This window comes from Streptomyces sp. cg35, from assembly GCF_050410835.1.
In the GTDB taxonomy this organism is placed as follows: Bacteria; Actinomycetota; Actinomycetes; order Streptomycetales; family Streptomycetaceae; genus Streptomyces.
This window is the reverse complement of the sequence record NZ_CP191268.1, coordinates 6,217,984-6,242,942: the sequence shown is the minus strand read 5'-3', so window position 1 is coordinate 6,242,942 and position 24,959 is coordinate 6,217,984. Positions and strand designations below refer to the sequence as shown.

Annotated in this window: 25 protein-coding genes and 1 riboswitch; of the genes, 14 read left to right on the top strand and 11 right to left on the bottom strand. The window is 72.4% G+C overall.

The genetic code is table 11. The features are described 5' to 3' along the window. Positions 1-52 precede the first annotated feature (52 nt). Positions 53-1,063, top strand: coding sequence for an LLM class F420-dependent oxidoreductase (locus ACQUQD_RS28470; protein WP_428954994.1), 1,011 nt, complete (start codon positions 53-55; stop codon positions 1,061-1,063). Between the two features lie 12 nt (positions 1,064-1,075). Here ACQUQD_RS28470 and ACQUQD_RS28465 read toward each other — a convergent pair whose 3' ends face one another. Next, positions 1,076-1,597, bottom strand: coding sequence for a hypothetical protein (locus tag ACQUQD_RS28465; protein WP_428957674.1), 522 nt, complete (start codon positions 1,595-1,597; stop codon positions 1,076-1,078). 149 nt (positions 1,598-1,746) lie between these two features. Between ACQUQD_RS28465 and ACQUQD_RS28460 the strand changes: the two genes are divergently transcribed. Beyond that, complete coding sequence (locus ACQUQD_RS28460) at positions 1,747-2,025, top strand: hypothetical protein (protein ID WP_428954993.1); 279 nt, start codon at positions 1,747-1,749, stop codon at positions 2,023-2,025. On the opposite strand, the gene ACQUQD_RS28455 is transcribed toward ACQUQD_RS28460, so the two are convergent. From ACQUQD_RS28455 to ACQUQD_RS28445, 3 genes are read right to left on the bottom strand one after another with little or no spacing between them, the layout of a single operon-like run. Continuing rightward, a complete protein-coding gene (locus tag ACQUQD_RS28455) occupies positions 2,022-3,092 on the bottom strand; it encodes a prenyltransferase (protein WP_428954992.1) in 1,071 nt (356 codons plus the stop codon). The genes ACQUQD_RS28460 and ACQUQD_RS28455 overlap by 4 nt on opposite strands. Further along, on the bottom strand, positions 3,089-3,829 hold the full coding sequence (locus ACQUQD_RS28450; protein WP_428954991.1) for a methyltransferase domain-containing protein: 741 nt from the start codon (positions 3,827-3,829) through the stop codon (positions 3,089-3,091). The genes ACQUQD_RS28455 and ACQUQD_RS28450 overlap by 4 nt, the downstream gene beginning before the upstream one ends. Next, positions 3,823-5,148: a glycosyltransferase family 4 protein gene (locus ACQUQD_RS28445; protein ID WP_428954990.1), complete on the bottom strand. Its 1,326-nt coding sequence runs from the start codon at positions 5,146-5,148 to the stop codon at positions 3,823-3,825. Before ACQUQD_RS28445 ends, ACQUQD_RS28450 begins: the two co-directional genes overlap by 7 nt. Before the next feature lie 184 nt (positions 5,149-5,332). Here ACQUQD_RS28445 and ACQUQD_RS28440 point away from each other — a divergent pair, with 184 nt between their 5' ends. Further along, entirely contained in the window at positions 5,333-5,962 is a 630-nt protein-coding gene (locus ACQUQD_RS28440) for a TetR family transcriptional regulator (protein ID WP_428954989.1), read from the top strand. On the opposite strand, the gene ACQUQD_RS28435 is transcribed toward ACQUQD_RS28440, so the two are convergent. From ACQUQD_RS28435 to ACQUQD_RS28425, 3 genes are read right to left on the bottom strand one after another with little or no spacing between them, the layout of a single operon-like run. Beyond that, positions 5,959-6,822, bottom strand: a complete 864-nt coding sequence (locus tag ACQUQD_RS28435; protein ID WP_428954988.1) for a tetratricopeptide repeat protein — start codon at positions 6,820-6,822, stop codon at positions 5,959-5,961. The genes ACQUQD_RS28440 and ACQUQD_RS28435 overlap by 4 nt on opposite strands. 56 nt (positions 6,823-6,878) lie before the next feature. Continuing rightward, complete coding sequence (locus tag ACQUQD_RS28430; RefSeq protein WP_428954987.1) at positions 6,879-7,112, bottom strand: ferredoxin; 234 nt, start codon at positions 7,110-7,112, stop codon at positions 6,879-6,881. A gap of 5 nt (positions 7,113-7,117) precedes the next feature. Beyond that, positions 7,118-8,581, bottom strand: coding sequence for an aldehyde dehydrogenase (locus ACQUQD_RS28425; protein ID WP_428954986.1), 1,464 nt, complete (start codon positions 8,579-8,581; stop codon positions 7,118-7,120). 198 nt (positions 8,582-8,779) lie between these two features. Between ACQUQD_RS28425 and ACQUQD_RS28420 the strand changes: the two genes are divergently transcribed. The 9 genes from ACQUQD_RS28420 to ACQUQD_RS28380 all read left to right on the top strand — a co-directional run bounded on the left by ACQUQD_RS28420 (position 8,780) and on the right by ACQUQD_RS28380 (position 17,931). After that, positions 8,780-9,841, top strand: coding sequence for an MBL fold metallo-hydrolase (locus ACQUQD_RS28420; RefSeq protein WP_428954985.1), 1,062 nt, complete (start codon positions 8,780-8,782; stop codon positions 9,839-9,841). 106 nt (positions 9,842-9,947) lie between these two features. Beyond that, the gene (locus tag ACQUQD_RS28415) at positions 9,948-10,205 is read left to right on the top strand and encodes a hypothetical protein (protein WP_428954984.1); all 258 of its coding nucleotides are present in this window, start codon (positions 9,948-9,950) and stop codon (positions 10,203-10,205) included. Positions 10,206-10,219: 14 nt separating this feature from the next. Further along, positions 10,220-11,386 (top strand): flotillin family protein, encoded by a 1,167-nt coding sequence (locus ACQUQD_RS28410; RefSeq protein WP_428954983.1) that lies wholly within the window; start codon positions 10,220-10,222, stop codon positions 11,384-11,386. A gap of 95 nt (positions 11,387-11,481) precedes the next feature. After that, positions 11,482-11,533, top strand: a riboswitch (cobalamin riboswitch). Between the two features lie 113 nt (positions 11,534-11,646). Next, on the top strand, positions 11,647-12,873 hold the full coding sequence (locus ACQUQD_RS28405; RefSeq protein ID WP_428954982.1) for a prenyltransferase/squalene oxidase repeat-containing protein: 1,227 nt from the start codon (positions 11,647-11,649) through the stop codon (positions 12,871-12,873). Beyond that, the gene (locus ACQUQD_RS28400; protein WP_428954981.1) at positions 12,870-13,514 is read left to right on the top strand and encodes an SCO2322 family protein; all 645 of its coding nucleotides are present in this window, start codon (positions 12,870-12,872) and stop codon (positions 13,512-13,514) included. The genes ACQUQD_RS28405 and ACQUQD_RS28400 overlap by 4 nt, the downstream gene beginning before the upstream one ends. Before the next feature lie 4 nt (positions 13,515-13,518). Next, positions 13,519-14,646, top strand: a complete 1,128-nt coding sequence (locus tag ACQUQD_RS28395; protein WP_428954980.1) for a CbiQ family ECF transporter T component — start codon at positions 13,519-13,521, stop codon at positions 14,644-14,646. Next, positions 14,643-16,262 carry an ABC transporter ATP-binding protein gene (locus ACQUQD_RS28390; RefSeq protein WP_428954979.1) on the top strand — a complete coding sequence of 540 codons (1,620 nt, stop codon included), beginning with the start codon at positions 14,643-14,645 and terminating at the stop codon, positions 16,260-16,262. The genes ACQUQD_RS28395 and ACQUQD_RS28390 overlap by 4 nt, the downstream gene beginning before the upstream one ends. Further along, on the top strand, positions 16,259-17,251 hold the full coding sequence (locus tag ACQUQD_RS28385; protein ID WP_428954978.1) for an ECF transporter S component: 993 nt from the start codon (positions 16,259-16,261) through the stop codon (positions 17,249-17,251). The genes ACQUQD_RS28390 and ACQUQD_RS28385 overlap by 4 nt, the downstream gene beginning before the upstream one ends. Before the next feature lie 275 nt (positions 17,252-17,526). Beyond that, the gene (locus tag ACQUQD_RS28380; protein WP_428954977.1) at positions 17,527-17,931 is read left to right on the top strand and encodes a transglycosylase SLT domain-containing protein; all 405 of its coding nucleotides are present in this window, start codon (positions 17,527-17,529) and stop codon (positions 17,929-17,931) included. Between the two features lie 122 nt (positions 17,932-18,053). Here the strand turns inward: ACQUQD_RS28380 and ACQUQD_RS28375 are convergent, their stop codons facing one another. After that, positions 18,054-19,223, bottom strand: a complete 1,170-nt coding sequence (locus ACQUQD_RS28375) for a steroid 3-ketoacyl-CoA thiolase (protein ID WP_428954976.1) — start codon at positions 19,221-19,223, stop codon at positions 18,054-18,056. A gap of 240 nt (positions 19,224-19,463) precedes the next feature. Here ACQUQD_RS28375 and ACQUQD_RS28370 point away from each other — a divergent pair, with 240 nt between their 5' ends. Both ACQUQD_RS28370 and ACQUQD_RS28365 read left to right on the top strand, forming a co-directional pair. Further along, on the top strand, positions 19,464-20,714 hold the full coding sequence (locus ACQUQD_RS28370; protein ID WP_428954975.1) for a cytochrome P450: 1,251 nt from the start codon (positions 19,464-19,466) through the stop codon (positions 20,712-20,714). 140 nt (positions 20,715-20,854) lie between these two features. Next, the gene (locus ACQUQD_RS28365) at positions 20,855-22,471 is read left to right on the top strand and encodes a hypothetical protein (protein WP_428954974.1); all 1,617 of its coding nucleotides are present in this window, start codon (positions 20,855-20,857) and stop codon (positions 22,469-22,471) included. Here ACQUQD_RS28365 and ACQUQD_RS28360 read toward each other — a convergent pair. Genes ACQUQD_RS28360 through ACQUQD_RS28350 form a run of 3 tightly spaced genes read right to left on the bottom strand, consistent with a single transcriptional unit; the run spans position 22,445 to position 24,945 of the window. Continuing rightward, positions 22,445-23,659 carry a lytic transglycosylase domain-containing protein gene (locus tag ACQUQD_RS28360; protein WP_428954973.1) on the bottom strand — a complete coding sequence of 405 codons (1,215 nt, stop codon included), beginning with the start codon at positions 23,657-23,659 and terminating at the stop codon, positions 22,445-22,447. The genes ACQUQD_RS28365 and ACQUQD_RS28360 overlap by 27 nt on opposite strands. Positions 23,660-23,700: 41 nt before the next feature. Next, entirely contained in the window at positions 23,701-24,396 is a 696-nt protein-coding gene (locus tag ACQUQD_RS28355; protein ID WP_428954972.1) for a hypothetical protein, read from the bottom strand. Positions 24,397-24,417: 21 nt separating this feature from the next. Continuing rightward, positions 24,418-24,945, bottom strand: a complete 528-nt coding sequence (locus ACQUQD_RS28350; RefSeq protein ID WP_428954971.1) for a nuclear transport factor 2 family protein — start codon at positions 24,943-24,945, stop codon at positions 24,418-24,420. Between the last annotated feature and the right edge of the window lie 14 nt (positions 24,946-24,959).

The window sequence follows — 24,959 nt, the reverse complement described above, 5'->3', positions numbered from 1 at the left end:
CGCACCCGGAACCTGACTGACCGTCAGATCGTTGTCGCCACAGGGGGCTCGTATGCGGCTCGGACTCGCACTCGGCTACTGGGGACGCGGCCCGAACCCCGACCACCTGGACCTCGTCCGCGACGCCGAGGACCTGGGCTACGACTCGGTGTGGACCGCCGAGTCCTGGGGCAGTGACGCCTTCACCCCGCTGACCTGGTTCGCCGCGCACACGAGCCGGATCAGGCTCGGCACCGCCATCGCGCAGATGGCGGCCCGCTCCCCCACCACGACGGCGATGCACGCCCTCACCCTCGACCACCTCTCCGGCGGCCGGATGATGCTCGGGCTCGGGCTGTCCGGGCCGCAGGTGGTGGAGGGCTGGTACGGCCGCCCGTTCCCGAGGTCGCCCCTGACCGCCACCCGTGAGTACGTCGACGTCGTGCGGCAGGTACTGCGGCGCGAGGGCCCGGTCGAGAACGACGGACGCTTCCACGCCCACCCGTACCGGGGCGAGGACGGGACCGGGCTCGGCAAGGCCCTCAAGCCCATCACGCACCCGCTCCGCGCCGACCTGCCGGTCCTGCTCGGCGCCGAGGGCCCGAAGAACATCGCGCAGACGACCAGGATCGCGGACGGCTGGCTGCCGCTGTACTGGTCGCCGACCCGGACGGACGTCTACGAGGCGTCGCTCACCGAACTGCCGGCGAACTTCATGATCGCGCCCATGGCCCGGGCGAAGGTCTGCGACGACGTCACCGAGGGCCTGCTGCCCGTCAAGGCCATGCTCGGCTTCTACATCGGCGGCATGGGGCACAGCACCCGTAACTTCCACGCCGATCTCATGGCGCGCATGGGGTACGAGGCCGAGGCGCGCCGCATCCAGGAACTGTTCGCCGAGGGGCGGCGCGAGGAGGCGGTGCTCGCGGTGCCGGACGCGTTCGCCGACGAGATCTCGCTCGTCGGCCCGCGCGCCCGTATCGCCGAGCGGCTGGAGGCGTGGCGCAAGGGCCCGGTGACGGACCTGCTGCTCCTGTCACCGGACCCGGACACCTTGCGCGTCCTCGCGGAGCTGAACTCCTGAACCGCCCGCCCCTCAGGAGCCCTTGGTCAGTTCGGACGCGGACGGCACCTTGTCCGTGACCGTCGCGCCCGCGTCCTTGCCGGCGTTCTTCACGTTGTTGATGATGTCGTCGAAGGACGAGGCGACCGAGTCGACGCCGTCGCCCTTGCGCAGCTTGCTCGGCAGGTCCTTGAGCGCGTCGATGCCGGCGGAGAGCGGGGCGACCGCCTTGGAGAGCGTGGGGTCGCCCTCGGCGTTCTTCACCGCGGCCTTCAGCCGGTTGTAGGTGAGCGCGCCCGCGAGGCCCGCCTTGACCAGCGCGAACTTGCGTCCGTCCGCGCCGCTCTTGAACTTGCCGGCCCGCCACGGCTTCACGATCCACTGGTAGGTCGCGCCGGCCGCGATGCTCGCGTTGGCCACGAACCGGGTCTTGGCGAGCTTCTGCCGCTCGGCCGAGCTGGTGGCACTGGGGTTGGCCGTCGCGTCCTTGTCGTCGCCACCGCACGCGGTGGTGCCGGCGAGCAGGGTGCCGCACATGAGGACGGCCACGACCATGCGCCGTACGGGAAGGGGGAAGCTGAGCACCGCGGTACCTCCGGGGTGGGACTGCACACTTCCCCGCAGCGTCACCCGCTGCGCACACCGCCGCCACTCGAGCGCCATCGTCCGGGTTTCATCGAACGGGTTGCGGTCAAACGGAGACTATGTCATCTACTCGCGGCAACAGCGCGGCCCGAGCCATCGTGGTCGTCGCCGACATCATGGCGCTGATACTCGGTCTGTGGATCCTGATGTACCTGCTCGATGCCAACCGCGGCAACGACCTGGTCCAGTTCATCCACGATGCGGCCAACTGGCTGGCCGGCTGGTCCTACGACCTGTTCACCTTCGACGAAGCCTGGGCCCGCGTGGTCGCCGGATACGGTCTGGCCGCCGTCGTCTACCTGGCCGTCGGCCACGCCATCGCGGGCCGGCTGCGCTAACAGCAGTCCGGCTCGACGCCGGACGGCAGCTGCTCCCCACCGAACACCGAGCACGTCGCCTCGTCGCCCCCCAGGGCGGCGACGGCGAGGAGCACGGACCCGGCCGTCCAGGTCGTGAGTTCCTCGGGCCAGACGGCCCGGTCCTCGAAGACGTAACCGGTCCAGTACAGGCCGGTGCGCGGATCGCGCAGGTGCTGGATGTCCTGCAGGATCGTCAGCGCGCGGTCGGACTCCCCCATCGCCCACAGGGCGAGGGCGAGTTCGGCGCTCTCGCCGCCGGTCACCCACGGGTTGGGCACGACGCAGCGCACGCCGAGCCCCGGCACCACGAACCGCTCCCAGTCGCCCTCGATCCTCGCCTTCGCCTCGGCGCCGCGCAGCGCGCCGCCGAGCACCGGGTAGTACCAGTCCATGGAGTAGCGGTCCTTGTCGAGGAACCGCTCGGGATGACGCCGGATCGCGTGCCGCAGCGCGCCGACGGCCAACTCCCAGTCGGGCTGCGGCTCTTCGCGCTGGTCGGCGATGGCGAGCGCGCAGCGCAGCGCGTGGTGGATCGACGAACTGCCGGTCAGCAGCGCGTCGTCGACGGCACTGCCGTCCAGCTCGCGCTTCCAGCCGATCTGGCCGCCGGGCTGCTGCAGCCGCAGCACGAACCCGACCGCCGCGCACACCACGGGCCACATGCGGTCCAGGAACGCGTCGTCGCCGGTGGAGAGGTAGTGGTGCCAGACGCCGACGGCCACGTACGCGACGAAGTTGGTCTCGCGGCCGCGGTCGGTGACGTCGTGCGGGTCGCCGTCGTGGTAGGCGGCGTACCAGGACCCGTCCTCGTTCTGGTGCCGGGCCAGCCACGCGTAGGCGCGCTCGGCCGCCTCGTGCTCGCCGGCCACGTCGAGCGCCATGGCGGCCTCGGTGTGGTCCCACGGGTCGAGGTGGTGGCGGCGGAACCACGGGATGGCGCCGTCCGGGCGCTGCACGGCCAGTATGCCGCGCACCGTGTGCGCTGCCTGATCAGCCGTCAGTACGCCGTCCAGTACGAGGAGTTCGGTCCGCTCGGGGCTGCTCACTCAGCGGCCCCGCTGGCCTTCGGCAGGTGCGGCTTGGTGGCGTAGGCGACGAAGCTCTTGCCGACGACGGGGTTGAGGAGCTGCTCGGCGACCCGGGTCAGGGCGGGCTTCTTCATGATGTCCCAGACCAGGAGCTTGTGGTACGCCTTCACCGGCAGCGCCTTGTCGTTGTCGACGCCGAACGCGCACTTGAGCCACCAGTAGGGGCTGTGCAGGGCGTGCGCGTGGTGCGTGCCGTAGGGCTTGAGGCCCGCTTCCCGCATTCTGCCCAGCAGTTCGTCGGCCTTGTAGATGCGGATGTGGCCGCCCTCGACCTCGTGGTACTCGTCGGACAGCGCCCAGCAGACCTTCTCGGGGCCGTAGCGGGGCACGGTCACGGCGATGCGCCCGCCGGGCTTGAGGACGCGCACCATCTCGGCGAGCACGCCCTTGTCGTCGGGGATGTGCTCCATGACCTCGCTGATGATGACGACGTCGAACGACTCGTCGGGGAAGGGCAGTTGGAGCGCGTCGCCCTCCATCGCGGTGGCCGTGGCGCCCGCGGGGGCCTCACCGGCCTCCTTCATGGCGGCGAACCACTTGGCGACCTCGGCGATCTCCTCCGCGTTCTGGTCGAGCGCGACGACCTGCGCCCCGCGCCGGTAGCACTCGAACGCGTGCCGTCCGGCCCCGCACCCGAGGTCGAGGACGCGATCGCCCGCGGCGAGCGGGAAGCGGGTGAAGTCGACGGTCAGCACGTGGCCCTGCTTTCCTGGGGGGTTTCCTGGTGAGGTCGTACGGAGATGCCGGGGGCGGCGTCGATCGAGGCACGGTACAGCTCGGCCGTGCCCTGCGCGGCCCGCGCCCAGGTGAACCGGTCGAGGACGCGGGCGCGGCCCGCGGCGCCGAGCCGGGTGCGCAGGGCCGGGTCGCCGAGCAGCCGGATCAGGGCCGCCGCGAGGGCGCCCGGGTCGCCGGTCGGCACCGCGAGGCAGGTCTCTCCGTCGGGGCCCGCGACCTCGGGGATCGCGCCTCCGGTGGTGGCGACGAGCGGGGTGCCGGTGGCCATGGCCTCGGCGGCGGGCAGCGAGAACCCTTCGTAGAGCGAGGGGACGCAGGCGACCTGCGCGGAGCGCACCAGGTCGACGAGCTCCTGGTCGCTGATGCCCTTGACGAACTCGACGGCGCCCTCCAGCCCGTACCGCTCGATGGCCTGGGCGACGGGCCCGTCCTCGGCGCGCTTGCCGACGACGACGAGATGCGCGTCGGGCCGCTCGGCGCGCACCTTGGCGAGCGCCTCGACGAGGTACACGAGTCCCTTGAGGGGGACATCGGCACTGGAGGTGGTGACGATCCGGCCGGGCACTTCCGGTACGGCCGGATTCGGCGAGAAGAGGTCGGTGTCGGCGCCGATGTGGACGACACTGATCCGGCTCTCGCGCACGCCGAGGTGCTGGACGATCTCGTCGCGGGAGGTGCCGGAGACGGTGAGCACGGACGGCAGGCGGCGCGCGACGCGCTTCTGCATGCGCGTGAACGCGTACCAGCGGCGCACCGACATCCGCCGCTTCCAGGTCTCCGCGGCGTCCAGCTCCAGCTGCCGGTCGACGGTGATGGGGTGGTGGATGGTGGTGACGAGCGGGGCGCCGATCGCGGCGGGTCCGCCCAACAGGCCGTATCCGAGGGTCTGGTTGTCGTGCACGACGTCGAACGCGCCGCGCCGGGCGCGCAGATGGCGGCGGGCGCGCAGCGAGAAGGTCAGCGGTTCGGGAAACCCGCCGGTCCACATGGTGCCGACCTCGACGGCGTCGACCCAGTCGCGGTACTCGTCCCTCTTGGGGGTACGGAAGGGGTCGGGGCTGCGGTACAGGTCGAGACTCGGCAGCTCGGTGAGGGAGAGACCCTCCAAGTCCTCGCCCGCGTCGAGCACGGGGTACGGCTGGGAGCCGATGACCTCGACGCGGTGCCCGAGCCGGGCCAGCTCCCGGGACAGGTGCCGTACGTACACACCCTGGCCACCGCAGAACGGGTTGCCCTTGTACGTGAGGAGAGCGATGCGCAACGACTCCGCGGTCACTCCAGGCCACCCTTCTCCCTGCTTGCCCGTGGACACTGGACACTACGTGGGGACGCTAATCTAGAACAAGTTTCAGACTTGATCGTTCAATGAGCACCGAATCTACCGGCAGGTAGCCAGGCTGTGACCGGTGGATCGGGTGATTCACGCCACGGCCGGGACCACGGGACACGGAAGCGAACTCATGACAGCTCCGGACGGCAGAAGCTCCGCGCAGGGTGCCCCCGCGCTCACCGAGCGGCAGGAGGCGCGGCGCCGCCGCATCCTGCACGCGAGCGCCCAGCTCGCGGCGCGCGGCGGCTTCGACGCGGTGCAGATGCGCGAGGTCGCCGAGTCCTCGCAGGTCGCGCTCGGCACGCTGTACCGCTATTTCCCGAGCAAGGTCCATCTGCTGGTCGCCACCATGCAGGACCAGCTGCAGCACATGCACACCACGGTCCGCAAGCGTCCGCCGTCCTCGGACTCCCCCGCCGAGCGGGTCGCCGAGACGCTGATGCGGGCCTTCCGCGCGCTGCAGCGCGAGCCGCACCTCGCGGACGCGATGGTCCGGGCCCTGACGTTCGCGGACCGCAGCGTCAGCCCCGAGGTCGACCAGGTCTCCCGGCAGACGACGGCGATCATCCTGGACGCGATGGAACTCGACGACCCGACCCCCGCGCAGCTCTCGGCGGTCCGGGTCATCGAGCACACCTGGCACTCGGCGCTCATCACATGGCTGTCGGGCCGGGCGTCGATCGCCCAGGTCAAGATCGACATCGAGACGGTGTGCAAGCTGATCGACCTGACCGCGCCGCAGCGGGACGGGACGGTCTAGCCGACCGGGCGCAGCCCGCTCCAGGTGCGGCCGAGCAGCGTCCGGCCGCACCAGGTGTCGAGCAGCTCGCGCACGTCCTGCTCGGGGGCGGCGAAGGTCACCCGCTGGGAGCCCGCGTGGACACGGCGCCGCTGCTCCCTGCTGCCCTCGCTGCAGCAGGTGCACAGCAGCTCGACGGCGTCGGCCGGCTCCGCCCCGAAGTCGCGCTCCTGGAACAGCTCCAGCAACTCCTCCAGGTCGGCGGGTTCGCCCGCGCCGACCGTCGCCTCCCAGGTGGGCAGCGGGGACGGCTCGAAGAGCAGCAGTTCGTCGAAAACCGGGTAGCGGTTCCCGTCGACGATCCGCTCGCCCCGCGGTTCGCCGTCGTGGACGACGATCTCGCCGAACCGGCGCCCCGCGGACACCGGAACGTTCAGCACCCGCGCCCGCGTCGGACACAGCCTCCGCGCCCACACGACCTCCTGTCCGTCCGCGGTGTCGAGGCGCACGCCCACATGACCGAAGTCGGTCTCGATCGGGCCGTCGCCGTCGGGGATCGGGATGCCGAAGCCCTCCCAGGCGTCCCGCGCGGTCGTCCAGTCGCGCAGGATCGTCGCGGCGATGCCGAGGTTCCAGAACGCCGGATCGTTCGTGCCGCGCTCGGCACGGGCGGCCGCCTCTTTGCCCAGGGCGTACGCCGTGTCCCAGTCGCGCAGGAACTTGTGGGCGAGGGCGGCGTCGTACCACCACTCCGCGCTCGGCCCCTCGTCGGGGAAGTGGGCGAGCACCCGCTCGTACAGCTCCGCGGAGCGCGCCCATTCCTCCTCGTCCCACGCCTCGCGCGCCTGCGCGAGCAGTTGCCTGGCCTCTTCCTTGTGCACGGTTCTCCCACCCCTGCCGTCAGATCCGCAGGAGCGTATCCCGGGCCTTTCCGCGCTCACTCCTCGGGCGGAAAGACGACCTCGCCCGTGTCGGCCAGCGCCAGCGTGATCGCCTCCACGGGACACCCCTCCGCCGCCGCCAGCACGGCCTCCCCGGCGTCCACGTCCGGGTCCACGGGATGGGACTGCCGCGCCGAGTCGAGGCGGAAGGCGCCCGGCGCGTTGTTCAGGCACATGCCCGAGCCGATGCAGACGCTCCGGTCGACCTCCACGTGCCACCGGTCACCCATGCCGCTCAGCCCTCCCAGTCGGCGGGCAGATGGATCATCTTGTGCTCCAGGTAGGCGCCGTAGCCCTCGGGGCCGAACTCCCGGCCGACGCCGCTGTTCTTGTAGCCGCCGAAGGGGCCGAGCATGTCGAGGCTGAAGGTGTTCACGTTGTACGTGCCGGTGCGGACCTGGCGCGCGATGTCGATGCCGTGCGCGACGTCGGCGGTCCACACGCTGCCGCTGAGCCCGTAGTCGGAGTCGTTGGCGATCTTCACGGCCTCGGCCTCGTCGCCGTACGGGAGGAGGCAGATGACCGGGCCGAAGATCTCCTCGCGGGCGATGCGCATGCCGTTGTGGACGTCGCCGAAGAGGGTCGGCTCGACGTACCAGCCGTGCTCCAGGCCGGCCGTGGTGGGCGCGCCGCCGCCGGTGAGGACCTTGGCGCCCTCCTCCTGGCCGATGCGGATGTAGTCGAGGCTGCGCTGCTGCTGGCGCCGGGCGACGAGCGGGCCGACCTGGGTGGCCGGGTCGAGCGGGTCGCCGACGACCAGGGCGGAGGCGGCCGCCGTGAACGCCTCGGCGAACTCGTCGTAGCGGGAGCGGGGAAGGAGGATGCGGGTCTGGGCGACGCAGGCCTGGCCGTTGTTCATCCAGGCGGCCGGGACGACGCCCTCGACGGTCGACGCGACGTCGGCGTCCGGGAGCACGACGGCCGCCGACTTGCCGCCCAACTCCAGTGTCACGCGGGTGAGGTTGCGGGACGCGACCTCCATGACGCGCTTGCCGGCGCCGACAGACCCGGTGAAGGAGATCTTGTCGATGCCGGGGTGCCCGACGAGGTACTCGCTGACCTCCCGGTCGGCGGGGAGGATGGAGAGCACGCCCTCGGGCAGCCCGGCCTCCTTGGCGATCTCGCCCAGGAGGTACGCGTCGAGCGGCGACTCGGGCGACGGCTTGAGGACGACGGTGCACCCGGCGAGGAGCGCGGGCGCGAGCTTGGCGGCGGCGACGAACTGCGGGACGTTCCAGGGGACGACGGCCGCGACCACGCCCACCGGCTCCCGGCGCACGAGGAGCTTGCCGAGGGCGCCGTCGCGCGTCTCCTCGTAGGTGAACCCGCGCGCGACAGTGATCGCGGAGTCCCACACCATCATCGCGCCGAGCGCCTGGGCGAGCACCGACCAGGAGTAGGGGGAGCCGTTCTCCTGGGAGATGACCTTCGCGATCTCCTCGTGGCGGACGGCGATGGCGTCCTTGATCCGGGTGACGACGGCGATCCGCTCGTCGAGGCTCATCCGCGGCCAGGGTCCCTCGTCGAAGGCGCGGCGCGCGGTGGCGACGGCGCGGTCCACGTCGGCGGGCGCGGCGTGCGGCACCCGCCCGAAGACCTCGCCGGTGTGCGGGGAGACGACCTCGATGACGTCCTTGCCGAGGGGATCGGTCAACTCCCCGCCGATGAACAGCTGTCCGTGTTCCACGAGCTCGGTCATGGCGACTACCGCTTCCGTGACGGGTTTCTGACGGTGTTTCAGAACTGATACCAGTTCTAGTTGGGATGCGGAAGGGCGCGGCACGATCGCGAAGACGGTTGGCCCGGGCGACTATTGAAACAAGTTCTACACGTTCCATTACAGTGACGGGAGTTCGGCCCGGCGACAGACGCTCTTGGCGGCGGAGAGGCAGCCCCGATGACAGAGACGGCAGAGGCGACGCAGGTGACCGACCACGGCGGGGGCGTACGGAGCATCCGCGTCCCGATCCCCGACAATCCGCTCGGCCACACCCTCATCTACCTCCTGGACACCGACGCGGGCCCCGTCCTCGTCGACACCGGCTGGGACGACCCCACCTCCTGGGACGCGCTGACGGCGGGTCTGACCGCGTGCGGCACCACCGTCACCGAGCTCACCGGCGTCCTGATCACCCATCACCACCCCGACCACCACGGCCTGTCGGCGAAGGTGCGCGAGGCCTCCGGGGCCTGGATCGCGATGCACGAGGCGGACGCGGCGATCGTGCGGCGCACCCGGGAGAACCCGCCGTCGCGCTGGTACGCGTACATGGCCGCCAAGCTGACCGCGTCCGGGGCCCCGGACGACCACGTGGCGCCGCTGCTCGCCGCGGCCGAGGCGGGCCGCCCGCGCCGCCTGCCCGGGCTCGACCCGGCGCTGCCCGACCGCACCGTCACCCCCGGCGACCTCCTCGACCTGCCCGGCCGCCGGCTGCGCGCGATCTGGACGCCGGGCCACACCCCCGGCCACATCTGCCTGCACCTGGAGGAGGAGCACCCGGCGAACCTGCCCGGCAACGGCCGGCTGTTCTCCGGCGACCACGTGCTGCCCGGCATCACCCCGCACATCGGCCTCTACGAGGACCCGGCCGTCGAGGAGGGCTCCACCGATCCGCTCGGCGACTACCTCGACTCCCTGGAGCGCGTCGGCCGCCTCGCCCCGGCCGAGGTGCTGCCCGCCCACCAGCACGCGTTCACCGACGCGCCCGCCCGCGTACGGAAGTTGCTGGAGCATCACGAGTCCCGCCTCACCGATCTGCGCGCCCTGCTGGCCACCCCGCTCACCCCCTGGCAGCTCGCGGAGCGCATGGAGTGGAACCGGCCCTGGGCCGACATCCCCTACGGGTCCCGGAACATCGCCGTCTCCGAGGCGGAGGCGCACCTGCGCCGGCTGGTGAAACTCGGGCGGGCGGAGGTGGTCACCGGGAGCGATCCGGTGACGTACGTGGCGTCACCCTGACGGGGGCGGATCTTTGCCGCGCGTAGATGGTCCGGGCCAGGACGCGGGCGTATGGTCTGGCTCTCAAGAGCTCTCATGAGCTGGAACGACAAGGGGGCGGCCGCCGATGGCGCCGGACGAGGCTGTGGTCGGCTGTACGGGGAAGCTCGTCCTCGGCACGCGTGGGGCCGGTGGGCCGGGTGAGGTGCTGGTGCAGGTCAGAGGCGGCACGGAGACGTTTCTCGCGTACTCCGACGAACCCCTGGCGCGGGGGGCGACCGTGCTGGTCGTGGAGTCCCTCGGTCACCGGCAGGTCTCCGTCATCGCGTGGAGCGATCCACTGCTCGACCCGCCGCTCGACGGCGGCGACGGCGGCGCCCGCTAAGGAGACGTCAAAGGATGTTCGGATATCGCGTTCCCGCACCCGACGAGGCGATGCTGATCTCGGGCGGCAGGCGGGGACTTGGGGGAGCGCCGTTCCGCGTCGTCACCGGGCACGGGAAGTTCGTGCTGCCCGTGTTCCGCAAGACCCGCTTCCTCTCCCTCGCCATGAGCGAGTCGGAGGTCGTGGAGAAGTGCGTGACCCGGCAGGGCATCGCCCTGACCGTGCGCGCCGTCATCGCGTTCAAGGTCGGCAACGACCACGAGTCGATCGTCAACGCCGGTCAGCGCTTCCTCTCCGACCAGGAGCAGATGTCCGTCCTCACCGGACGGATCTTCGCCGGCCACCTGCGGTCGATCATCGGCTCGATGACCGTCGAGGAGATCGTCACCGAGCGCCAGAAGCTGGCCACCGAGGTGCTGGACACCTCCAAGGCCGAGATGGCCAAGATCGGCCTGCACGTCGACTCGCTGCAGATCCAGTCCATCGACGACGGCAGCACCGGGTACATCGAGGCGATGTCCCGGCCGCACAAGGCGAACATCCAGCGGGCCGCGCAGATCGCCCAGGCCCAGGCCACGCAGGCGTCGACGGAGGCGGAGCAGGCGGCGGCCCGCAAGCAGGCCGAGTACGCGCGGCAGACCGCGATCGTGCAGGCCGAGTACGACGCCGAGGTGGACCGCGCCAAGGCGCAGGCCGACCAGGCCGGTCCGCTGGCGCTGGCCCGCGCCCAGCAGGAGGTGCTGGCGGCCCAGACCGAGCTCGCGCTCAAGCAGGCCGAGCTGCGGGAGAAGCAGCTCATCGCCGAGATCGTGAAGCCGGCCCAGGCCGACGCGGAGCGCATCCGGGTCCTCGCGCTGGCCGAGGCCGAGCGGATGAAGATCCAGGCGGAGGCGGCGGCGTCCCACGACCGCGTCGCCCTCGACCGGATGCTCATCGACCAGCTGCCGCAGATCGTGAAGGAGGCCTCGGCGGGTCTGGCCGGGGCCAACGTGAACGTGCTGAACGGGGCCGACGGGCTCGGCGAGATCGCGGCCGGGCTGGTCGGGCAGGGGCTGACCATCCTCGACTCCGTCCGCAAGAACCTGAACGGGGAGGACGGCCCGGCCGCGCCGGGTGCGGCCATCGAGCGGTACCTGGGGTCGTCCCGCGCGGACGACAACGGGCCCGTCGACATCCGGTAGGCAGCCGCCCCGCCCCCGGGCGGGGCGCACCTCTCGCCGGGACCCACATCGGACCGGCCGGTACAGTGGGCGGGTCGTCAGTACACACGTACGAGGGGAAGCCGGTGCAAATCCGGCGCTGACCCGCAGCCGTAGAGCCGGAATGCCTCGTGCGTGCCTGATCGGCTCAGGTCCGTCGAGGCATACGGAACCGGAGCCGCCCGGTCGCCTGTGCGTGCCGTGCCGCCCGGATCCCCGCAGGGAGAGGCACCCGCCCCACCATGAACATTCGCCGCAGTGCCGCGCTCGTCGCCGCGACCGTCGTGATCGGCGCCGTGAGCGCGCAGGCCGCGTTCGCAGACGGTGCTGCCAGTGCCTCCCCCTCGCCGAAGGTCGTCGTGCCGTCGGGTCTGTACGGCACGTCCGACCCGACGTACGACGGGGTGTGGCGGCAGTCCCTCGCCCTCGTCGCGCAGGACACCGTCGGCGTGAAGCCGGCGCAGAAGGCCGTCGACTGGCTGGCGGGGCAGCAGTGCGAGAACGGCGGGTTCGCCGCGTTCCGCGCCGAGCCCGGCAAGGCCTGCGACGCCAAGACGGCGATCGACAGCAACAGCACCGCCGCCGCCGTGCAGGCCCTGGTCGCGGTCGGCGGCCGGGACGGCGAGGTCACCAAGGGCGTCGACTGGCTGAAGAAGAACCAGAACGGCGACGGCGGCTGGGGCTACAACCCCGGCGGCGCCAGCGACGCCAACTCCACCGCCGTCGTGCTCGGCGCGCTCGCCGCCGCCGGGCAGCAGCCGGCCGACGTGAAGTCCGGCCCCGGCAAGTCCGGCCTCGACGCCCTCGCCTCGCTCGCCCTGCCCTGCTCCGAGGGCAAGAGCGGCGGCGCCCTCGCCTACCAGCCCGACAAGAAGGGCAAGCTCACCGCGAACGCCGACGCCACCGCGGCTGGCGTCCTCGGCGCGCTCGGCACCGGCTTCGCACCCGGCAAGGGCAAGGCGCCGGACGCGTACACCTGCGAGGACGGCGAGGACGCCGGCGCCCTCGCGCGCAACGGCGCCGTCTACCTGCAGAACCAGCTCTCCACGCACCTGTACCTGAAGTCCCAGCTGGCCGGCGCCGAGGACCAGCCCGACTACGGCAACACCGCCGACGCGGTCACCTCCGTCGCCGCCGCCGAGGGCATCAAGTACACGAAGGACCCGTACGCCTGGCTGGAGAAGAACGCCAAGGACTGGGCCGCGCAGTCCGGTCCCGCGGCCTACGCGCAGCTGATCTTCGCCGCGCACGCCACCGGCAACGACCCGCGTGACTTCGGCGGCACCGACCTGGTGAGCGCCCTGAACAAGGCGGGCCCGGCGCCCGCCTCCGCGAAGTCCTCCGACGCGAGCGAGAAGAAGGACGACAACGGCGGCGGCTTCGGCACCTGGTGGATCGTCGGCGTCATGTTCATCGCCGCCGTCGGCGCCGGGTTCCTGCTCAGCGGCCGCAAGAAGCAGCAGCCGTGACCCGGCGCGGGACGGCCGGGCTCGTCCTCGGGCTGCTCGTCGCACTGCTCGGGTTCACCGTGGCCCCGGCCCAGGCCGCCGGCTACCGCTACTGGTCGTTCTGGGAGCGGGACGGCCGGTCGTGGACGTACGCGTCGACGGGCCCTTCCGCAACCACCCCCTCCGACGGTGACGTGCAGGGGTTCCGGTTCGCGGTGAGCGCGGACTCCAAGGACGCCACGCAGCCGCGCGGCACCGCCGACTTCGACGCCATCTGCGCCGGCACCCCGGCGAAGGACGGCGTCAAGCGCGTCGCCCTCGTCATCGACTTCGGCACCGCGCAGGACGCGCCCGGCGGCGAGACCCCGCCGAAGCCGCGCACCGCCTGCGCGCGGGTCGCGCAGGACGCGACCTCGGCCGACGCGCTCGCCTCCGTGGCCAAGCCGCTGCGCTACGACAGCAACGCGCTGCTCTGCGCCATCTCCGGATACCCGGGCACCGGCTGCGGCGAGCAGGTCACCAAGAAGTACGGGACCACGCAGGAGCCCGCGCCGAAGACGTCGTCCGGTTCCGGGCCGTCCGTCGGGGTCATCGCCGGTGTCGCGGTCGTCGCCCTGCTCGGCGTCGGCGCGATCTGGCAGGCCAAGCGCCGACGCGGCTGACGCGATGGCCCTCCGTACGCTCCGGGCCCCGCGGGCCCACCGTTCCAACGCCGTGCACCCGGGCGCCTGGTGGATCTGGGCACTCGGCCTCGGCACGGCCGCGTCCCGCACCACGAACCCGCTGCTGCTCGCGCTGCTGGTCGGCGTCGCCGGGTACGTGGTGGCGGCGCGGCGCACCGAGGCGCCGTGGGCGCGCTCGTACGGGGCGTTCGTGAAGCTGGGCCTCGCCGTGATCGGCATCCGCCTCGTCTTCGCGGCCGTCCTCGGCTCGCCGATCCCCGGCACGCATCTGCTCGTCACGCTGCCCGAGGTGCCGCTGCCGGACTGGGCGCAGGGGGTGCGGATCGGCGGCAAGGTCACGCTGGAGGGCCTGACCTTCGCGCTCTACGACGGCCTGAAGCTGGCGACGCTCCTCATCTGCGTGGGCGCCGCGAACGCCCTCGCCTCCCCCTCCCGCCTGCTCAAGTCCCTTCCGGGGGCGCTGTACGAGGCGGGGGTCGCGGTCGTCGTGGCGATGACGTTCGCGCCGAACCTGATCGCGGACGTGCGCCGCCTGCGCGCGGCCCGGCGCCTTCGGGGCCGCCCCGACAAGGGCCTGCGCGGGCTGCTCCAGGTCGGACTGCCGGTGCTGGAGGGCGCGCTGGAGCGCTCGGTGTCCCTGGCCGCGGCGATGGACGCGCGCGGTTACGGCCGCACCGCCGAGGTCCCCGCGGCGGTCCGCCGGGCCACGGCCGCGCTCACCCTGGGCGGCCTGATCGGGGTCTGCGCGGGGACGTACGGCCTCCTGGCCTCGTCCGGCGCGGGCTACGGCCTGCCGGTCCTCCTCATCGGGGTCGCCTCGGCGCTCGCGGGCCTGTGGCTGGGCGGCCGCCGTTCGGTCCGCACCCGGTACCGCCCCGACGTCTGGGGCGTACGGGCCTGGCTGGTCGCGGCGTCCGGGGCGGCGGTGGCGGCGGTCATGATCTGGTCCGGCGCGCAGGACCCCACTGCACTGCAGCCGCAGGTCGTCCCCCTCACCGCACCGACGCTGCCGCTGTGGCCGGCGGCGGGCGTCCTGCTCGGGCTGCTCCCGGCGTTCGTCGCCCCGGCCCCGCCCCTCGCCACCAAGCAGCCGACGGAGGCAGCACAGTGATCCGCTTCGAGAAGGTCTCCGTACGCTACGGCGACGCCCCGGGCCCGACCCTCACCGATGTCGAACTCACGGTGCCCGAGGGCGAGTTGATGCTGCTCGCGGGGCCGTCCGGGGTCGGCAAGTCGACGCTGCTCGGGGCGGTCAGCGGGCTCGTGCCGCACTTCACCGGGGGCACGCTGACCGGCCGGGTCACGGTCGCGGGCCGCGACACCCGTACCCACAAGCCGCGCGAGCTGGCCGATGTCGTCGGGACGGTGGGCCAGGACCCGCTCGCCCACTTCGTCACGGACACGGTGGAGGACGAACTCGCGTACGGCATGGAGTCGTTGGGCCTGACCCCGCCCGTCATGCGGCGCCGCGTCGAGGAGACCCTCGACCTGCTGGGCCTGGCGGATCTCCGCAACCGGCCCATCGCCACGCTCTCGGGCGGGCAGCAGCAGCGGGTGGCGATCGGCTCGGTCCTCACCACGCACCCCCAGGTGCTGGTCCTGGACGAGCCGACGTCCGCGCTCGACCCGGCCGCCGCGGAGGAGGTCCTCTCGGTCCTGCAACGCCTGGTGCACGACCTCGGCACGACGGTCCTCATGGCCGAGCACCGCCTGGAGCGGGTCGTCCAGTACGCGGACCAGGTGGCGCTGCTGCCCGCCCCCGGGGAGCCGCTGCTGGTCGGCGACCCGGCGACGGTGATGGCGGCGTCGCCCGTGTACCCGCCGGTGGTGGGCCTGGGCCGGCTGGCGGGCTGGGACCCGCTCCCCCTCACCGTGCGGGACGCTCGGCGCTCGGCTGCGGGACTGCGGTCCCGCCTCGCCGGGCGCGCCCACGCAGCGGGGCCGCACCCGACGCAGTCCCGCGCCCCTGGCGTGACCGCCCTCGCCGCCACCCGGAAGCTCGGGGTCCGTCGTGGGCGCGTCGAGGCCCTTCGGCACGTGGACCTCGACGTGTCGCGTGGCGAGATCATCGCCCTGATGGGACGCAACGGAGCGGGGAAGTCGAGCCTCCTCTCGACCCTCGTCGGGATGATCAAGCCCACGGGCGGGACCGTCGAGGTGGGCGGAGCCGCACCGCACCGGCTGCCGCCCCGGGACCTGATCCGCAAGGTGGGCCTGGTGCCCCAGGAGCCGCGGGACCTGCTCTGCGCGGACACGGTGGCAGCGGAATGCGCGGCAGCCGACCAGGACGCGTCCGCACCCACGGGCACCTGCCGCGCCCTCCTCACCGAACTGCTCCCCGGGATCGCGGACGACACCCACCCCCGCGACCTCTCGGAGGGCCAGCGCCTCACGCTCGCCCTGGCGATCGTGCTGACGGCGGCCCCTCCGCTCCTCCTCCTCGACGAACCGACCCGGGGCCTGGACTACGCGGCGAAGACCCGCCTGATCAAGATCCTGCGCAAGCTGTCCTGCGCCGGGCACGCGATCGTGATGGCCACGCACGACGTGGAACTGGCGGCGGAGCTCACCCACCGGGTGGCGATCCTGGCGGACGGCGAGATCGTGGCGGACGGCCCGACCCCGGAGATCGTCACGTCGTCCCCGTCCTTCGCGCCGCAGGTGGCGAAGATCCTGGCGCCTCAGCAGTGGCTCACGGTCAGCCAGGTCAGGCAGGCCCTGGCATGAGGGACGAACAGGAACCGAGCACCCCCACCGACGGTCAGCCGCGTACGAACGGCGAGGACATGGGCCAGCGGCGTCGGGAGCCCCACCGGGCGGAGGCCGCAAGCCGGCGCGGCCCCGCCCCACGCTCCGAGCGACGGCGCACCGACCCCGAGAAGACCCGCACCCCGGCCCCGCGCCACGACCGCCAGGCGAACCCGGTCCGCCTGGGCCCCCGCTCGATCGCCGCCCTGCTCCTGGTCAGCGCGGTGGGCGTGGTGGGCATCGGCTGGCCGCTGATCACCGGCCCCGGCTCCCAGGTGAACGCCCACGCCCAGGACGCGCCCTGGCTCTTCGCGGGCCTCCTGGTCCTCCTCGTCGCCGTCGTCGCCGCCACGATCTCCGAGTCCGGCATGGGCCCCAAGGCGGTCGCGATGCTCGGTGTGCTCGCCGCCGCCGGAGCCGCCCTGCGCCCCATCGGCGCGGGCACCGCCGGTATCGAGCCGATGTTCTTCCTCATGGTGCTCAGCGGCCGTGTCCTCGGCCCGGGCTTCGGCTTCGTGCTCGGCTCGCTCAGCATGTTCGCCTCCGCCCTGCTGACCGGCGGGGTCGGCCCCTGGATGCCGTTCCAGATGCTGTCGATGGGCTGGTTCACGATGGGCGCGGGCCTGCTCCCGGGCCCGCACAGCCTGCGCGGCCTCCCCGAGCGCGCGATGCTCGCCGCCTACGGCTTCCTCGCGGCCTTCGCGTACGGCACGATCATGAATCTGGCCGGCTGGCCCTTCATGAACGCGCTGGCCTCCTCCGTCGCGTACCAGCCGGACGCGGCGCTCCACGAGAACCTGGCCCGCTTCGTCGCGTACTGCCTGGCCACCTCCCTCGGCTGGGACCTGGGCCGGGCCGCGCTCACCGTCGTCCTGACGCTGACCGTCGGGGGCGCCGTGCTGAAGGCCCTGCGCCGGGCCACACGACGGGCCGCTTTCGAGGCCCAGGTCACATTCGACGGCCACTGAGGGTCCCGGCGCCGTGAAGCGCCCCACATGACGGAGGTCACCTCCTAACAGGGATCGTAGGCGCCCTTTATGTCCGCTTGACCCGTCACACCCCCTCTGACCTGCGACATGAGACCTGGACCACAAAAGGGACATGTACCCCACTTACGACTTCCACTAGAAAAGGGGGTCTTTGCGGAACACCCCGGGGGCCTGTTTCTGTGGAGCGGTCGCCGAGCACCAGGGGCCTCGCCCCGGCGCCTTCGACGCCCCCGTCCCCCACGGAAGGTCCCGCCTTGTCCGCCACGCTTCTCCGTCGCATCGCCAGCCCGAAGAAGGCCGTCGCCGGCGCCGCCGTCGCGGCCGCCACGACCGGCATGATCTTCGCCTCGGCGCCGGCCCAGGCAGCGCCGACCTCCGCCAAGGCGATCGCGCAGCAGAAGATCTCGGACTCGGCGCAGTTCCGCTGCTTCGACAACATCGTGTCCCGCGAGAGCGGCTGGAACCCGAACGCGACGAACTCCTCGACCGGTGCGTACGGCCTGGTGCAGGCGCTGCCCGCCAACAAGATGGCGTCCGCCGGGTCGGACTGGAAGACGAACCCCGAGACGCAGATCGAGTGGGGCGTCAACTACATGAACGACCGGTACGGCAGTGCCTGCGGCGCTTGGTCGCACTGGCAGGCCAACGGCTGGTACTGACCGGCACATGACTGGGGCGGCACCCGAAGGTGCCGCCCCGGTCCTCTGTCGTCACCGTGCGGACCGTGGGGGCTGGTCGCGCAGTTCCCCGCACCCCTGACCGTTCCCCCCTCGCCCCTCCCCTAGAGGCGCTGGATGATCGTCCCCGTGGCGAGTGCGCCGCCCGCGCACATGGTGATGAGCGCGAACTCCTTGTCGCGGCGCTCCAGTTCGTGCAGGGCGGTGGTGATGAGCCGGGCCCCCGTGGCGCCCACGGGGTGGCCCAGCGCGATCGCGCCGCCGTTCACGTTGACCTTCTCCAGGTCCTGTTCGAAGACCTGCGCCCAGCTCAGCACCACCGACGCGAACGCCTCGTTGATCTCGACGATGTCGATGTCCTTCAGCGACATCCCGGCCTTGCCGAGCACGGCCCGCGTCGCGTCGACGGGCCCGTCCAGGTGGTAGTGCGGGTCGGACCCGACGAGGGCCTGGGCGACGATGCGGGCCCGGGGCTTGAGCTTGAGCGCCCGCGCCATCCGCTTGGACGCCCACATGATGGCGCAGGCGCCGTCGGATATCTGCGAGGAGTTGCCCGCCGTGTGGACGGCGGTCGGCATGACGGGCTTCAGCCCGGCCAGGCCCTCCATCGTGGTGTCGCGCAGCCCTTCGTCGCGGTCGACGAGGCGCCACATGCCCTGCCCGGCGGCCTGCTCCGCCTCCGTCGTGGGCACCTGCACGGCGAACGTCTCGCGCTTGAAGCGCTCCTCGGCCCAGGCGACGGCCGCCCGCTCCTGCGAGATGAGGCCGAGCGAGTCGACGTTCTCCCGGGTCAGCTCCCGCCTGCGCGCGATGCGCTCGGCGGCCTCGAACTGGTTCGGCAGGTCGACGTTCCACTCCTCGGGGAACGGCTTGCCGGGGCCGTGCTTGGAGCCGGAGCCGAGCGGCACCCGGGACATGGCCTCGACGCCGCACGAGATCCCCACGTCGATGACGCCGGCCGCGATCATGTTGGCGGTCATGTGCGAGGCCTGCTGGGACGACCCGCACTGACAGTCCACCGTCGTGGCCGCCGTCTCGTAGGGCAGGCCCATCGTGAGCCACGCGGTGCGGGCCGGGTTCATGGACTGCTCGCCCGCGTGCGTGACCGTGCCGCCGACGATCTGCTCGACGCAGTCCGCGTGGATGCCGGTACGCCCGAGGAGTTCGCGGTACGTCTCCCCCAGCAGATACGCGGGATGGAGGTTGGCCAGCGCGCCCCCGCGCTTGCCGATCGGCGTACGTACGGCTTCGACGATGACGGGCTCGGCTGCCATGGCGGTCGTCCTCTCACGCTTCCCGGACCAGCAGGACCAGAACCGGGCAGAAGCCCCGCACGCGAAACTAGAACGCGTACCAGTTCTCCGTGCAGTCTCGGCGTGATTACCCCGGGTACGCAAGGGGCGTGCAAGCACCGCGCACGGAACCAACACACCCGCGACCCTTGCCACTTCTAGAACGCGTTATTACCTTTCCAGCCAGAACTGACGGACTGTCAGAACACTCGGGAGAGACCCATGCCGTGCCCCGCGCTGCCCGACGGGTTCGACTTCACCGACCCGGATCTGCTCCAAGACCGCGTGCCCTATCCGGAGTTCGCCCAGCTGCGGCAGGCCGAACCGGTCCGCTGGATCCCGCAGGAACCCGGCATCTCCGGCTTCGACGACGCGGGCTACTGGGCGGTGACCCGGCACGCGGACGTCAAATACGTCTCCACGCACCCGGAGATCTACTCCTCCCACACCAACACCGCCGTGATCCGCTTCAACTCCTCGATCCAGCGCGACCAGATCGAGGTCCAGAAGATGATCATGCTGAACATGGACCCGCCGGAGCACACGCGCGTGCGCCAGATCGTGCAGCGCGGCTTCACCCCGCGCGCCATCCGGTCCCTGGAGCAGGCCCTGCGCACCCGCGCCCGCGACATCGTCGCGGCGGCGCTCCGGCAGGCGGGCCCGGACGGCTCGTTCGACTTCGTGACGAACGTGGCGGTCGAACTCCCGCTCCAGGCCATCGCCGAGCTGATCGGCATCGCGCAGGACGACCGGGCCCGGGTCTTCGACTGGTCCAACAAGATGGTGGCGTACGACGATCCGGAGTACGCGATCACCGAGGAGATCGGTGCCGAGGCGGCCATGGAGATCGTCGGGTACGCCATGAACCTCGCCGCCGAGCGCAAGCAGTGCCCGGCCAAGGACATCGTCAGCCAGCTGGTGGCGGCGGAGGACCAGGGCAATCTGTCCTCGGACGAGTTCGGCTTCTTCGTGATCCTGCTCGCGGTCGCCGGCAACGAGACGACCCGCAACGCGATCACGCACGGCATGCACGCGTTCCTGACCCACCCCGATCAGTGGGAGCTGTACAAGCGGGACCGGCCGAGCACGGCCGCCGAGGAGATCGTGCGCTGGGCGACGCCCGTCGTCTCCTTCCAGCGCACCGCCACCCAGGACACCGAGCTGGGCGGGCAGAAGATCCGGGCGGGCGACCGCGTCGGCATCTTCTACTCCTCGGCCAACCACGACCCGGAGGTCTTCGAGAACCCCGACGCCTTCGACATCACCCGCGACCCCAACCCGCACCTCGGCTTCGGCGGCGGCGGACCGCACTTCTGCCTCGGCAAGTCGCTCGCCATCCTGGAGATCGACCTGATCTTCAACGCGATCGCCGACGCGATGCCCGGTCTGCGGCTCGCCGGCGATCCGCGCCGGCTGCGCGCGGCCTGGCTCAACGGCGTCAAGGAACTGAAGGTGTCCACCAGCGCGGGCTGACCGCCACGGGCCGGTGAACTTCGGCCGGAACTCCCCCACGATTCACCGCTGAGTGAACATTTCCGTTGCGTTGCGCGTCTTCGTCCGTGGAGCATGCCCTGCTCCACCCCAGCGTCCCGCAACGGAACGGACCGGTACCCGTGGCCACGGCCGACCTGCCCCTCGCACGCCGGCGTCCCGCCCTGGCCGCACGCCACCGCGTGGCGCTGCTCGCCACCGCACCCACCCTGCCCCTGTACGCGGTGTGGGCGCTGTTCCTGGCGACCGGCGGCGGCGATCTCGCGGCCCAGCAGGCCTGGGCCCGGTTCGCCGCCGACCACGGGGCGTCGGCGTACAACCTGTTCTGGTACGGCGGCATGCACACCGCCAACTACTCGCTGATCTCGCCCTATCTGATGGCCGGACTCGGGGTGCGCCCCGTGACGGTGGTGTCCGGGCTCGCGGCGGCCTGGCTCGGCTCCCTCCTGGTCGTCCGCACCGGAATCAGCCGTCCGCTGGCCCCGGCCGTGCTGCTCTCCCTGGCGCTGTGGTGCAACGTGGCGTCGGGGCGCACGACGTTCGCGCTCGGGGTCGCGTTCGGGCTCGGTGCCTGTGCGGCGCTGACGGGGCGGCGCCGGTTCGCCGCCGCGGCGGTGTGCGGGACGCTCGCCACGATGGCGTCCCCGGTGGCCGGGCTGTTCGTCGCCGTCGTCGGGGCGGGACATCTGGGCGTACGCGCATGGGGACGGGCGGCGGCGCTGCTGGTGCCGCCCGCCGTGGTGGTGGGTCTGACGACGCTGTTCTTCCCTTTCAAGGGCGAGCAGTTGATGCCGCTGAGCCGGATCTGGCCACCCGTCCTGTTCGCCGTCGCGCTGGCGGTGGCGGGCCCGCGGCACTGGCGGGCTGCGCGCTGGGCCGCCGTGGTCTACGCGGCCGGCACCGTCCTCACGTATCTCGTCCCCTCCCCCGTCGGCACGAACGTGGAGCGGCTGGCCGAACTCGCAGCGCCCGCCGTTCTGTTGGCGGCGGCCCGCACGCCGGGGCTGACCCGTGCCAGGGTCGCGGTCCTGGTGGTCGCGCTCGTGCTGTCGTCGGCGTGGGTGGTGAAGAAGACGGCCGACGACCTGGAGGTGTCGACGCATGTACCGTCGTGGGCGGCCCAGACGCACGGTGTCGTAAGGGAGTTGCGGCGGCTCGGCGCGGACCGCACCCGCGTCGAGGTGATCCCGGCCCGCAACCACCGTGAGGCGACCCGGCTCGCCCCGTACGTGAACATGGCGCGCGGCTGGAACCGGCAGCTCGACATCGAGCGGGGGCGGCTCTTCTACGACGGCACGTTCTCGGCGGCGACGTACCGGGCCTGGCTGGACCGGTGGGCCGTCGGCTTCGTGGTGCTGCCGGAGGGCCGGCCGGACGGGTTCGCCGAGCAGGAGGCCGCGTTCGTGCGCGGCGGGGCCGCCTATCTGGAGCCGGTGTGGCGCGACCCGCACTGGCGGGTGTTCCGGGTGCGGGACGCGATGCCGCTGGTGTCCGCGCCCGCGTCCGTGGTCAGCTCGGACGGGGCGCGGGTCACGGTGCGCTTCCGGCGGGCGGGGTCGGCGACGCTGCGGGTCGCGTACTCGCCGTGGCTCAGGTCCGAGGGCGGCTGCCTGAAGGTGCGCGCGCGGGGCGAGTTCACGGAGCTGACGGCGCCCGCGGCCGGCACCTACCGGATCGGCTCGGACTGGGAGCCGTCGCCCTCGCCGGGCCGGTCAGGCGCCGGGTGTCGCGCACGGTGAGGACGAGTCCGTCGGGTCCGGGTCCGGGGTGCTGGTCGGCGTGGGCGAGACGGTCGGGGACGCCGTGTCGGTGGGGCAGCCGGACGGGGTGCCGGGGTCGGTCGGCTCCTCGGTGGGCGGCTCACCGGTGGGCGGCTCGGTGGTGGGCGGGTCCGTGGGGGGCTGCGTCGTCGGCGGATCGGTGGGCGGGGTCTGCGAGTCGGAGGGGCCGGGGGTCGGGCTCGGCTCGCCGGTGGGCTTCGGGGTCGGGCTCGGGCCGGGGCTCTTCGTCGGAGCGGGCCCGATGACGATGCCGCCGCCACCGCCGTGTCCCACCGGCTCCTTGGCCGGGGTCTTCGATCCGGCGCCCGGGCTGACCGGGATCACCCCGCGGCCGTCCGGCACGGTGTGCACGCCCTCGCGGTAGAACTCCAGCCAGTGCAGGACGAGTTGGAGGTAGTCGCGGGAGTAGTTGTAGCTGAGGACCGCCCGCTCCAGACCGCCCGCGGTGCCGAGGTCCCGGTTGCCCGCGCACAGGTAGTGCCCGGCGCCCAGGGCGGCGTCGAAGATGTTGTTGGGGTCGGAGCGGCCGTCGCCGTTGCCGTCGGCGCTCCAGCGCCGCCAGGTCCCGGGCAGGAACTGCATCGGCCCGACGGCCCGGTCGTACACGGGGTCGCCGTCCCAGGCGCCGCCTTCGGTGTCGCGGATCAGGGCGAAGCCGTCGCCGTTCAGGGCGGGCCCGGTGATGCGGTGCCGGGTGGTGCCGTGCGCGTCGACATCGCCGCCGCGGGCCTGGCCCGACTCGACCTTGCCGATCGCCGCGAGCAGCTGCCAGGGCAGGCGGCAGCCCGGGTCGGTGCGGGCGACGGAGGACTCGGCCCGCCGGTACGCGGCGAGGACGGTGGCCGGGATGCCCGACTCGGACCGCGCGACCTGCTGCGCCGGGTACGTCAGGCTCGGCGCTTGCGGGGTCGCCAGGGGCGGCAGTTCGGTGTGGTACGAGTCGTCGCCCTGGGAGTCGACGCGGGGCAGCGGCTCGGTGGCGACCGCGGCCGGATCGGCGTCCGGCACCGCCCGCTCGGCCAACTCTCTGACGACATCAGGTGCTTGGGATGCGGTCAGCAGCGCGGTCGCGGCGACGGCGACGGCGGTGCCGCGCAGGCCGCGGTGCAGGCGGGGGCGGCGGCGACGGATACGCGGGGTTCGCATGGGGGCCCTTTCTCCGGTTCGGTTCTCCGGTGCGGCACGGCTCAGCCGCCGAAGGTGTCGATGGCCGAGACCAGCCAGCGGCCGTCCCGGTGGACGAGGTCGACGGCGAGCATCGCGCCCGCGTAGTTCGCGGCGTCCTCGGCCTTCGCGGCGGTGCTGGTGCTGCTCTGGTCGGCGAAGACGAGGACGCGGGCGCGGTCGCCGTCGATGCGCTCGACGGCGCTGTCGGTGACGGTGGTCGTCACCACGGTCTTCTGCTTCTTCGCCTGGGCGAGGACGGGCGCGAGGAGGGTGCGGTGCTGGGCGACCGCCTTCCCGGTGAGGTAGGTGGCGGCGGCCTTCTCCTGGGCCTGCGGGTCGGCGTAGTCGTACGAGAACAGCGCGTTCACGGCCTTGCCCGCCTGGCCCTTGACCTCGCTGGTACGGGCCGGGTCGGTGAGGGCGGTGTTGCGGGCGGCCGCGTCGTCCTCCAGGCCGCGGGTCTCGGCGTACGCCCATCCGGCGAAGGCGCCGAGGAGGAGGGTGAGGAGGCAGAGGGCGGCGAGGAGACGGCGGCCGGGGGGCCTCGTCCGCTCCGGGCTGTCGTCACGGTCCGTCGGGACGCTCGGTCGGCGCTCGGGGGCCGCCGTGCCCACCCTGCTGTCCTTGGCGGCAGAGCGCCCGAGGCCGGGGCTCTGCTGCGGCAGTGTGGCCAATCGGCGTTGACGGTTGAGGCTGTGGCGGGTCGTGGACGGCATCCTGGGTTCCTCTTCCGTCGCTCAGTCGGTGGTCGCGGTGTCGCCGACCGGGGCCTGGCCGAGGGCGCTGAGCTTCCAGTGGCCGTCGGTACGGGTGAGCTCGCCGAGCATGCGGCTGTCCTTGTCGGTGGCCTTCTGGCCCGAGGCCCGCACGGTGACGCGCAGGGCGACCATGACGCGGGCGCGGCCCGCGCGTTCGTCGAGTTCGGTCACCGCGCCGGACAGCACCTTGGCGGTGCTGACGGTCTTGGCGCCCTGCACCTGCTTGGTGAACTCCGCGCGTCCTTTGACGAGTTGGCTGTGCAGTTCGCCGGTCGTGGAGGACTCCCAGAGGTCGAGGCCGGGCTCCAGCTCGCGGTGGTCGAGGGTGTTGAGGTTCTGCACGGCCTGTTCCCCGGCTTCCAGGGCGTCGTCGCGGGCGGTGGCGTACCCGGTGGTGTCGTCGTGGGCCGCCCCGTACCAGGACCAGCCGGCCCACGCGGCGATGCCGCCGGCGAGCAGGGTGAGGGCGAGCGCCGCGACGAGCAGCGGCTGGGTGATCCGGGACATGCGCGCCCCTTTCG